The organism is Sphingopyxis sp. 22461, assembly GCF_052044915.1.
Lineage (GTDB): Bacteria > Pseudomonadota > Alphaproteobacteria > Sphingomonadales > Sphingomonadaceae > Sphingopyxis.
Genome location: NZ_JBQENY010000007.1, coordinates 144,269 through 153,585, shown reverse-complemented (window position 1 = coordinate 153,585; position 9,317 = coordinate 144,269). Strand labels below are relative to the sequence as shown.

Genomic DNA, 9,317 nt, shown 5'->3' with positions numbered 1-9,317 from the left:
GCCGCCCGATTAAAGCATAGCGACCCCGGCATATCCATCGCTCTTTGAATGCGCCCGTCGCCGTTTTTATCGCGTCAAAGTCATCCATCGTCTCACGCCATTGCGGCCGACAATTCAGCGGCGAGCGCCGCGACGAGATCGGCGGCCGGCATGGCGCGGACAAACGGCGCGCCCTGCCCGGCCCATTGCGCGCCATATCCATATTCGCCGCGCGCCTTGGCGGCGGCGTTCAGCGCTTTGCCGAGGTCATAGGCGATCGGATAGGCCGGAATATCGGCGGGCGCGATGTCGGCATCGAGCGCTGCGAAGTTGTTCGCCAATATCCGTGCCGGACGCCCCGACACCGCGCGCACCATCGCTGTTTTATACGCCGCGTCGCTGGCAAGCGCCGCGCGGTATCCCGCATCGGCAAGGCTCTCGTCGCTGGCGAGAAAGGCGGTGCCAAGCTGCGCCGCCGCGGCGCCGAGCCGCAGCGCCGCCGCGATACCCGCGCCGTCCATGATACCGCCCGCCGCGATCACCGGCAGATGGACCGCGCCAACGAGCTGGCGAACCAGCGCCGCCGTTCCGAGCCGATCATCGGGCGCGTCGAGGTCGAAGACGCCGCGATGACCGCCCGCTTCCCACCCCTGCGCAACCACCGCGTCGACGCCGGCGGCCGCTATGGCCCGGGCCTCGGCCAGATTTGTCGCGGAGGCAAACAGGACGATACCGGCATCACGCAGCGCACCGATCGCCTCCGCTGGCGGCAGGCCGAAATGGAAGCTCACAACCGCGGGCCGTTCGGCAACGAGCATTCGCAGCATCGCGTCGTCGGTGACGAAGCTCTGATAGATTTCGGAAAGATGGTCGGGCGGCGCGGCGCCATATTGGCCGAACAGGTCGCGAAATCGGTCGATCCACGCGCGTTCGACACTGCCGTTTGCGACCGCCGGGCGATGGCAGAAGAGATTGAGGTTGAAGGGCCGCCGGGTCCGCTCACGAACTGCAGCGATCATCGCCCGCGCCCCGCCCGCGTCGGTCGCGCCGACGGCGATCGAACCGAGTGCGCCGGCTTCGCTGACCGCGGCGGCCATGGCGGGCGACGAGACACCCGCCATCGGCGCCTGGATGATCGGCAATTCGATGCCAAGCAGCTGATGTAGAAGGCGGGTGGTCATCATCGTCTCCGAGGTCGAGCGAATCTGATCGGCGGCGCGCGCAAACAGCAATGGCGCGCCCGGCAGGATTCGAACCTGCGACCACCCGCTTAGAAGGCGGGTGCTCTATCCAGCTGAGCTACGGGCGCGCATAGGCTCTTGCGTCGCGCCGCGAATAGCGTGGTTTGCGTAGGCTGCAAAGCGGGTTAAGCAGCGGCCGATGATCGATTCCGACACCCCGCCCGCCAAACCCGCCCATGTCAGCGCCGCGAGCATCCGGCATTTTCGCTATTATGACCTCGTCATGGCGGCCTTCGTTGCGGTCCTGCTGCTCAGCAACATCATCGGTGCGTCGAAATTGTCGATGGTCGGCGGGTTCACCTTTGGCGCCGGCATCCTGTTCTTCCCGGTCAGCTATGTGATCGGCGACGTGTTGACCGAAGTCTATGGCTATGCGCGCGCGCGTCGCGTCATCTGGACGGGGTTCGGCGCGCTGCTGTTCATGGCGGTGATGAGCTGGATCGTGCTCGCGATGCCGCCCGCACAGGACTGGTGGTGCAGCGGCGCCGACGCGCTGACGCTCAAGGCGGGCGAAGCCGGCGGGACAGGCGCGGTGTGTCAGGCAAGCTACGAAAGCGTGTTCGGCAGCGCGTGGCGTATCGTCCTCGCCTCGATGGCGGCTTTCTGGGCCGGCGAATTCGTGAACTCCTATGTCCTTGCGCGGATGAAGCTGGCGACGGGCGGGCGTTTCCTGTGGATGCGCACGATCGGGTCGACTGTCGTCGGACAGGGTATCGACAGCCTGATCTTCTATCCGATCGCCTTCCTCGGCATCTGGGAAACCGAGCAGGTGCTGCTCGTTCTGACCACGAACTGGGCGATGAAGGTCGCATGGGAAGCGGCATTGACCCCGGCAACCTATCTGGTGGTGGGGGCGTTGAAGCGGCGCGAAGGTGTCGATGTGTTCGACGAAGGCACCGATTTCAATCCGTTCGGCGCCAAGGTTTGACTGCATGACTTTAATCGAGATCGCCTCGCTGTTCGAGGCGCGAAAAGTGTCGGTCATCGACGCGACGGGCCTCGATAAGGATGCCTTGCACATTTATTTCGGGCTGGCCGTGTTTCTTGCGGTGCGGCTTGTCTGGCGCTGGCGCGGCGGATGGGTGGCCGCGTGGCTTGTGGTCCTCGCCATGGCGTGCGGCGGCGAATGGCTCGACGTGACGGCCGAACTCAGCCGCTCGGCGATCCAGCCCGATGCGGCGCATTGGCACGATATCTGGAATACGATGTTCTGGCCGACGGTCTTGCTGCTGTTCGGGCGGTGGCTGGAGCCCGGCGTCAAAACCGCTGCGATCGCCGCGTACAGCGACGACGCACCGGTAACCTCTTACGGGAAAGCGGACGCAGGCTTTGCCGGCGAAGCGCCCTTGCGCTCAGGCGAGCACGCCGAGCGCCGCCTCGAACAGGCGTAGCCCGTCGGTGCCGCCGTGCGCGCGGTCGATCGCGCGTTCGGGATGCGGCATCATGCCCAGCACATTGCCCGCGTCGCTCAGCACGCCCGCGATGTCGCGCGCCGAGCCGTTGACGGCATCGGCGTAGCGGAAGGCGACGCGCCCCTCGCCCTCGATCCGGTCGAGCGTTTCGGCGTCGGCGAAATAATTGCCGTCGTGGTGCGCGACCGGCACGTTGATCGTCTCACCCGCATTATAGCTCGCGGTGAACAGCGACTGGCTGTTCTCGACCTTGAGCGGCACGGTGCGGCAGACGAAGTTGAGCCCCGCGTTGCGCATCAGCGCGCCCGGCAGCAGCAGCGCCTCGGTCAGCACCTGAAATCCATTGCACACGCCAAGCACCGGCACGCCGCGCGCTGCGGCATCGGCGACGCTGCGCAGGATCGGCGAGCGCGCGGCCATCGCGCCCGAGCGCAGATAATCGCCATAGGAAAAGCCGCCAGGCAGCGCGATGAAATCGGTGCCGTCGGGCAGCTCGGTCTCGCGGTGCCACACCATCGCGGGCGCACGGCCGGTGACCTGTTCCAGCGCGACCGCCATGTCGCGATCGCAGTTGGAGCCCGGAAAGACGATGACGGCGGTCTTCATGGCTTGGGTTCCCTTTACGGACGTTCGATGCGGTAGTTTTCGATCACCGTGTTGGCGAGCAGCTTGGCGCACATCGCGTCGAGGTCGGCGTCGCTCGTACCGTCGGCGACATCCAGCTCGATGAAACGGCCGGCGCGGACGTCCGCCACACCGCCGAAACCGAGGCCCTCGAGCGCATGATGGATCGCCTTGCCCTGCGGATCGAGCACCCCCGGCTTGAGCGTCACATAGACATTCACTTTCATGGGGGCGGACCTTTGCTTTTGGCGGGCGGGGAAGATGGGCGCGCCTATGCCCGCGAATCACTTTGGGGGCAAGGGGCGGCGGGCCGCCCGGCACCCGAAAAATGCCGCTGTTCGGATTGCGAACCAGTCGCATTTTCCTGTTGCGAATCGCTCGCACTATCCCTACATCACTCTTGTTGAGAAGGATTCGCACATGGTCGTCTGTGTCTGCAACGCAATAAGAGAAAGCCAGCTGCGCGATGTCGCACGCGATGGCCAATTGCGGTGCGCCAAGGCCGCCTATGCGCAACTGGGTCGCAAACCCAAGTGCGGACAGTGCCTGCCATTCGCTCGCAATATCATCAGCGACGTCGTCGCGACCGCCTGATTTTTCTTGGTTTTCCGCCATTTTTGACCTTGGCCTGATGGGGCCGGGGCGCGTATAATGCGCCCACTCCATTCCAAGACAAAATGACAGGATAGACACCATGAAGGGCGACGAAAAAGTCATCGATTTCCTCAACGAGGCGCTCAAGAACGAGCTGACCGCGATCAACCAATATTGGCTGCATTATCGCATGCTCGACAATTGGGGCGTCGCGCGCCTCGCCGCGTTCGAGCGCGAAGAGTCGATCGACGAGATGAAGCATGCCGACAAGCTGGCCGATCGCGTCCTTTTCCTCGGCGGCCTCCCCAATTTCCAGATGCTCGGCCGGCTGCGCGTGGGTGAGACGGTCGAGGAGATCCTCAAGGCCGACCTCGCGCTCGAAGAAGAGGCGATCCCGCTGCTCAAGGATGCGATCGCGCATTCGGAAAGCGTGCGCGACTATGTCAGCCGCGACCTGTTTGCCGACATCCTCGAAAGCGAGGAGCATCATGTCGACGAGTTGGAAAAGCAGTTCGAGATGATCGAGCGCATGGGGATCGAAAATTATATCCAGCTCCAGTCGAAGCCTGCCGGCGACGATTGAGGCCGCCTTCGTCATTCCCGCGAAAACGGGAATCCGGCTGGCCACGCTTTCTTCGATTCTCGACAAATGCGTCGAAGCGCGAAGGAAGAAGCGGGATTCCCACCTGCGCGGGGATGATGAAACGGGATAAAACAGCAGTTTTCAGGGGCGCTTTCGGGCGCCTCTTTTTTTACTTGTATTTGCGAATAATTCTCAATAGCAAGGTCAGGCAGTCCCCTCCTGCCGGCCGCTGCAACTTAAAGCTGCGCTTTAAAGCGGCCGGCATCTTTTTCGAAAACGGGAACGGACGGACTGCATGGGCCGGGAGAAACGAACCTCATGCAAAGCAGCGAGCTGATCCGCCAATTGTCCGAGCAGCCGCTGGTGCGCGATTTTTCGGTCGAAGCGGCGCAGGCGGTCCTCGCCCTGCGATACTGCATCCTTTGCCGCCGCAGCGAACGCGACCCGATGCCCGAACTCGAACGGCGCTGGGGCAATATCCTCGCCGCGCGGCGCTATCGGCTGGTGGTCGAGGCGATCGGCCATGTCTGGCCCGAACCCTTTGCCGTCGCCCCACCCTGCTGCCCGCGCGTCAGTTTCGACGAGGCGTTGCTCGCCGCGATCGTCGGCACCGCATCGCGCGGGGACCGCGTCCATTTCGACTGGCTGACCGCGGAGATGCTCGGCAGCGACGCGCGCGAGATGCTGTTCGTCGCGCTCGAGAATTTCATCCGGGCGCGGGCGCCGGGGCGCGTCTAGACTGCGATAATGGCCGAAGTCGAGGGTTCGCTCACCGGCCGCCGTGGAATGAACTTGGGATAGCGCAGGACGAGCAATTCCCAAGGCAGGCGGAAGCACACCGACTGGCTTTTGGGCGATCTGACTTCCACCGCAAAATGCAGCCCCGATTCATTGAGCATGATTTCGGTTTCCACAGACGTGATCTTGTCGGTCCAGCCACCGCTTCCGGGATAGTCCAGGCTGCCGACAGAATCTCCTTCGGCCGATAGCCGTACCGTCGGCGAATTTTTGGTCGCGAACCAGATCGAATCCATTGTCAGGCCATTGATGTGAATTCTTGGCCAGTGGGGATGATTGTCGGAGGTCAGAAAGCCGGCGGCAGTTCGCGAAGGCTGCGAGCATTCGGTGATGGAAAGATAGCTCAAACCCTTGGCTTCGTAGAAATTGAACCAGCGGCCTTCACCAAGCCCGAGCTGCGTTCCAGCGCCGACGGGGGCATTGGCAATATTCAAGGCGGAGAGGGGCGACGGATCGACCAGCATGGCGGGCATGACCGCCGCATCGGGCAGTGGCAAGCCGTACGGGCCGAAGCAGGCGATCCGCGTCGCGGGGTTGATCGTAAAATGGACTTCGACGCGCGCGCCATCCTGAGCACTCCAGTAGTTGGACGCGTCCTTGTCCCAGCCTTGCAGATGCAGGGCATGCAGGGCGGCGGACAATTTAACGGCGACGCAGCCATCATCCTCATCAATGTCGATGGTCCAGTCCGACAGCGGTTGCGTCCGTCGACGGTCCATACGGGTTGTATCGGCAAGGACACCGGTCTGATGCGCAAATTTCGCCGAGACCGGTGCCCTGACGCCCACCCCAAGCGCATGTTCAATCATGGCGGCAAGCGCGTCCGGAAGCAGAAGTTCGGATCCGAAAGCCTCGGCCCGCAGAAATCCAGAGCTGTCGCGCGACGCGCGGCAACGCGCGATCCGCATGCTGCCAAAGGCGCGCGATATGCTAACGCGCTCGGCCGCCAACGCCGCGAAATGCCCCTCGTCGTCGGCAGGATGGAAAAGAACGCCATGGCCGACCAGGGCACCATCCAGCGCAACATCGACGTCAACGATGTGCAGGCCCTCGCGGACACCACCCTCCGCCGCTCCCCATGGTCCAATCCTGCTCATTCAACGCGCCCTATCAGCCATTCCTTGCCGCCACCTTACGAAAGATGGAGGCGGCAGGATCGGGCACGTCCCGCGCCCGCATTATTTCCCCGCCTTGTCGCTCACCGCCTTGATCACCAGCGCCTTGTCGTCGACCAGATAGCGCTTCGCGAGCGCCTGCAACTCGGCCGGCGTCGCGGCCTCGACCGCGCCGATGCCCTTGCGGCTGCGGTCGAGGCGGTCGGCGTGGCTCGCGGCTTCGGCGACATAGTTCAGCCAATAGCTGTTCTCGCGCCGCGATTTCACCATCGCTTCGAGCAGCGGCCTCCGCGCGCGGTCGAGCAGGTCGGCGTCAATGGGCTTGTCGCGCAATTCCTTCGCGATCGCGAAAATCGCGGCGCGGGTCGTTGCGAGATCCTTATAGTCGACGTTGCTCGCCGCGAAGAGATGGCCGTAGCCGGGGAATTCGTCCGACAGGCTCGCCGCCGCGCCGGGGCTGTAGCTTTCGCCGAGCTTTTCGCGCAGCTCCTCGGTCAGCATCAGCTGCATCGCGCGCGACAGCAGGGTGAGCTGCATCGCCTCGGCGAGGTCGCTGTCGTCGCGCGCCGGCCAATAGACGCGCAGCTCAGCCTGTTCGGCGGGCCCCTTGTGGATCAGCGTACGCTCGCTGCGGTCGGTCGCGAACTGGCGGATGCGCGCATCGGTGCGTGGATCGAACGCCGCCCGCCGCTCGGGCAGCGCCCCGAACGTCGCCGCAATCGCATCGATCGCCGACTGTTCGCCGATATCGCCGACGACGCCGATCTCGATCGCGCCATGCGCAAAGCTGTCGGCGATCGCGGGCTTCAGCTGCGCCCAGTCGAGCGCCATGACCTTTTCGAGCGGCGGGGTCTGCGAGCGCGGGTCGTTGTTGGCGAGGATGCCGCCGACGTCGCGGCCGAGCACCGCCGCGGGGGTCGCGTCGTTCGCGGCATATTGTTGCGGCAGGACGCGGCGGATCAACGCAAGACCATCGGGGCGATAGCCGGGATGCGTGAGGAACGCCGCCATCAGCTTGGCCTGCAGCGCGAAATCCTCGGGCGAGGTCAGCGCCGACCCGCCGAACGCGTCGGTGGAGTTGCCGAACACCGGGCTGATCGTCTTGCCCGCGAGGATCGAACGCAGATCGTCGAGGCTGTGCGCTTCGAGGCCACCCAACATCAGTGAACCGGCGAGCGACACCTTGGTCGGATCATCGCGCGTCGCGAGCAGGTTGCCGCCATCGACGCGCAGCGACAGCATGACCTTGTCCTTCTGGAAATCGGTCGTCTTGATGTTGAGCATGACGTTGTTGGCGAAGCGAATGCGGCGGATGCCTAGGTCGTCGATGCGTTCGTCGCTGACAATTTTGCCGGGCGTGCCGAAACTGTCGTATGCGAAGGCGGCATTCGCGGCCTCGGTCGGTGCGGCGACGGCGACCTGCGTCGACGCACGCAGCGCCGCGAGGACCGCGTCAGGGCCACCCTCGACCGGTTTTTTCGCCGTCACGCGCGCGAGCGGCGCGCTGAGCCCTGCCATGCGCTTCTGGAACGCCGCTGTGACCGCCGCGGCGGTCAGCGACGGCGCCGCGGCCTCGAATAGCCCCTGCGAGGTTTCGGGCCGGACGAGGACGAAATCGCCATCGGCAGCCAAGATCAGCGCGTCGGCAAGCCCTTCGCTGCGCCGCGTCGTCACCCCGGCAACGGCGTTCTTGAGCGCGGTGCGGCGGTTCGCGAGCTGTTCGTCGACTTCGGCCTGAGTGAAGCCATGTTCGACGGCGCGCCGCTGTTCCTGTTCGGCGAGCGCGAGCGCTTCTTTCCACGCGCCTTCCTTGGCGACCGCGCCGACGGTGATCTGGTCGAATTTCTTCCAACCCTCGGCGTCGCTGAAATAGCCGGTCAGGATCGGCGAATCTTCGTTGAGCGCGATCTTCGCGAGCCGGCGGCTGACGATCGCCTCGCCGACATCCTCGGCGAGCTTGCGCGCGCGTTTCGCCTTGGTGTCGGGCTCGTCCACCCACGGCTTGAAGCTCGCGATCGTCACCGAATCCTGGATCGCCGGATCGACGAAATCGTCGGCCGCGGCGGCGCGCTGGTAATCGACATTGCCGATTTCGGGGTCGGCGCCTGCGGGACCGACGCCCTTCCAGTCGGCAAAGCGCGCCTTGATCTTCGCCTCGACCGCCGCGGGGTCGAAATCGCCGACCATCACCAGCGTTGCGCGTTCGGGACGGTAATAGCGGTCGTAGAGATCGCGGAGCCGCGACGCGGGCGCGGTCCTGATCACCTCCTCGGTGCCGACCGGGATGCGGTTCGCGACATTCATCCCCTTCATCTGGAAATCGAGCTGGTCGATCAGGCTTCGCAGCTGATAGGTGTCGCGCGCGCGGCGTTCGGACAGGATGATGCCGCGCTCGCGGTCGACCGCGGCGGGATCGATGGTCAGATTGCCGCCCGTCTCGCGCATCAGCATCAGCCCGGTGTCGATCAGATCGTCCGACGCGTTCGGCAGGTCGAGCTTGTAGATCGTCTCGTCGAAGCCGGTCGAGGCATTGGTGTCGGCGCCGAAGGCGAGACCCTTGCGCTCGAGCAGCTTGATCATCTCGCCCTCGGGCACATTGGTCGATCCGTTGAACGCCATATGTTCGAGGAAATGCGCGAGGCCGCGCTGGTCTTCGGCCTCGGCAAAGCTGCCGACGGCGAAGCGCATGCGCAGGACGACGCTATCCTTGGGCGTGCTGTTTTTCAGCAGCGCATATTTCATCCCGTTGGGGAGCACGCCGAAGACGATATTCGGATCGACCGGCACATCGCTCGCCGCGAAGTTCCACGCCTTCGCCGCTTCGCTCTGCGGATTGACCGCCGCGGATGCGGCAGCCTTTGCGGGCGCTTCCCTGGCCCAGGCGGGCGCGGTGCTGGCGATGAGGAAGACGAGGGGCGACAGCGCGGTCGAGGCGCGCCGGACAAGGGATTTGGTCATGGAGCATGATGTG

At 64.6% G+C, this 9,317-nt stretch carries 10 protein-coding genes and 1 tRNA gene; 5 read left to right on the top strand and 6 right to left on the bottom strand.

The window, feature by feature from the left end:
* Positions 1-92: 92 nt before the first annotated feature.
* The gene (locus ACTJI5_RS13240; RefSeq protein WP_440860637.1) at positions 93-1,160 is read right to left on the bottom strand and encodes an NAD(P)H-dependent flavin oxidoreductase; all 1,068 of its coding nucleotides are present in this window, start codon (positions 1,158-1,160) and stop codon (positions 93-95) included.
* A 51-nt stretch (positions 1,161-1,211) separates the two neighbouring features.
* Positions 1,212-1,288 (bottom strand) — tRNA-Arg (locus ACTJI5_RS13235).
* A 71-nt stretch (positions 1,289-1,359) separates the two neighbouring features.
* On the opposite strand from ACTJI5_RS13235, the gene ACTJI5_RS13230 reads away from it, so the two are divergent.
* Positions 1,360-2,148, top strand: a complete 789-nt coding sequence (locus ACTJI5_RS13230; RefSeq protein WP_058539734.1) for a queuosine precursor transporter — start codon at positions 1,360-1,362, stop codon at positions 2,146-2,148.
* A gap of 4 nt (positions 2,149-2,152) precedes the next feature.
* Entirely contained in the window at positions 2,153-2,611 is a 459-nt protein-coding gene (locus ACTJI5_RS13225) for a hypothetical protein (protein ID WP_440860636.1), read from the top strand.
* On the opposite strand, the gene purQ is transcribed toward ACTJI5_RS13225, so the two are convergent.
* Entirely contained in the window at positions 2,573-3,238 is a 666-nt protein-coding gene (purQ, locus tag ACTJI5_RS13220) for a phosphoribosylformylglycinamidine synthase subunit PurQ (protein WP_440860635.1), read from the bottom strand. The genes ACTJI5_RS13225 and purQ overlap by 39 nt on opposite strands.
* Before the next feature lie 14 nt (positions 3,239-3,252).
* A complete protein-coding gene (gene purS / locus ACTJI5_RS13215; RefSeq protein ID WP_037513977.1) occupies positions 3,253-3,483 on the bottom strand; it encodes a phosphoribosylformylglycinamidine synthase subunit PurS in 231 nt (76 codons plus the stop codon).
* A gap of 193 nt (positions 3,484-3,676) precedes the next feature.
* Between purS and ACTJI5_RS13210 the strand changes: the two genes are divergently transcribed.
* The 3 genes from ACTJI5_RS13210 to ACTJI5_RS13200 all read left to right on the top strand — a co-directional run bounded on the left by ACTJI5_RS13210 (position 3,677) and on the right by ACTJI5_RS13200 (position 5,171).
* On the top strand, positions 3,677-3,850 hold the full coding sequence (locus ACTJI5_RS13210; RefSeq protein WP_058539777.1) for a (2Fe-2S)-binding protein: 174 nt from the start codon (positions 3,677-3,679) through the stop codon (positions 3,848-3,850).
* A gap of 100 nt (positions 3,851-3,950) precedes the next feature.
* A complete protein-coding gene (gene bfr, locus ACTJI5_RS13205) occupies positions 3,951-4,433 on the top strand; it encodes a bacterioferritin (protein ID WP_058539736.1) in 483 nt (160 codons plus the stop codon).
* Between the two features lie 318 nt (positions 4,434-4,751).
* Complete coding sequence (locus ACTJI5_RS13200; protein WP_440860634.1) at positions 4,752-5,171, top strand: addiction module antidote protein; 420 nt, start codon at positions 4,752-4,754, stop codon at positions 5,169-5,171.
* On the opposite strand, the gene ACTJI5_RS13195 is transcribed toward ACTJI5_RS13200, so the two are convergent.
* Together ACTJI5_RS13195 and ACTJI5_RS13190 are read right to left on the bottom strand one after the other, a co-directional pair.
* Positions 5,168-6,328, bottom strand: coding sequence for a hypothetical protein (locus ACTJI5_RS13195; RefSeq protein ID WP_440860633.1), 1,161 nt, complete (start codon positions 6,326-6,328; stop codon positions 5,168-5,170). The genes ACTJI5_RS13200 and ACTJI5_RS13195 overlap by 4 nt on opposite strands.
* 81 nt (positions 6,329-6,409) lie before the next feature.
* Positions 6,410-9,304, bottom strand: coding sequence for a M16 family metallopeptidase (locus ACTJI5_RS13190; RefSeq protein WP_440860632.1), 2,895 nt, complete (start codon positions 9,302-9,304; stop codon positions 6,410-6,412).
* Between the last annotated feature and the right edge of the window lie 13 nt (positions 9,305-9,317).

Bases quoted from the DNA above. Each gene is read 5' to 3' on its own strand.
- ACTJI5_RS13195 (WP_440860633.1), bottom strand. From the start codon at position 6,328: ATGAGCAGGATTGGACCATGGGGAGCGGCGGAGGGTGGTGTCCGCGAG.
- ACTJI5_RS13225 (WP_440860636.1), top strand. From the start codon at position 2,153: ATGACTTTAATCGAGATCGCCTCGCTGTTCGAGGCGCGAAAAGTGTCG.
- ACTJI5_RS13210 (WP_058539777.1), top strand. From the start codon at position 3,677: ATGGTCGTCTGTGTCTGCAACGCAATAAGAGAAAGCCAGCTGCGCGAT.
- purS (WP_037513977.1), bottom strand. From the start codon at position 3,483: ATGAAAGTGAATGTCTATGTGACGCTCAAGCCGGGGGTGCTCGATCCG.
- ACTJI5_RS13240 (WP_440860637.1), bottom strand. From the start codon at position 1,160: ATGACCACCCGCCTTCTACATCAGCTGCTTGGCATCGAATTGCCGATC.
- ACTJI5_RS13200 (WP_440860634.1), top strand. From the start codon at position 4,752: ATGCAAAGCAGCGAGCTGATCCGCCAATTGTCCGAGCAGCCGCTGGTG.
- ACTJI5_RS13230 (WP_058539734.1), top strand. From the start codon at position 1,360: ATGATCGATTCCGACACCCCGCCCGCCAAACCCGCCCATGTCAGCGCC.
- ACTJI5_RS13190 (WP_440860632.1), bottom strand. From the start codon at position 9,304: ATGACCAAATCCCTTGTCCGGCGCGCCTCGACCGCGCTGTCGCCCCTC.
- purQ (WP_440860635.1), bottom strand. From the start codon at position 3,238: ATGAAGACCGCCGTCATCGTCTTTCCGGGCTCCAACTGCGATCGCGAC.
- bfr (WP_058539736.1), top strand. From the start codon at position 3,951: ATGAAGGGCGACGAAAAAGTCATCGATTTCCTCAACGAGGCGCTCAAG.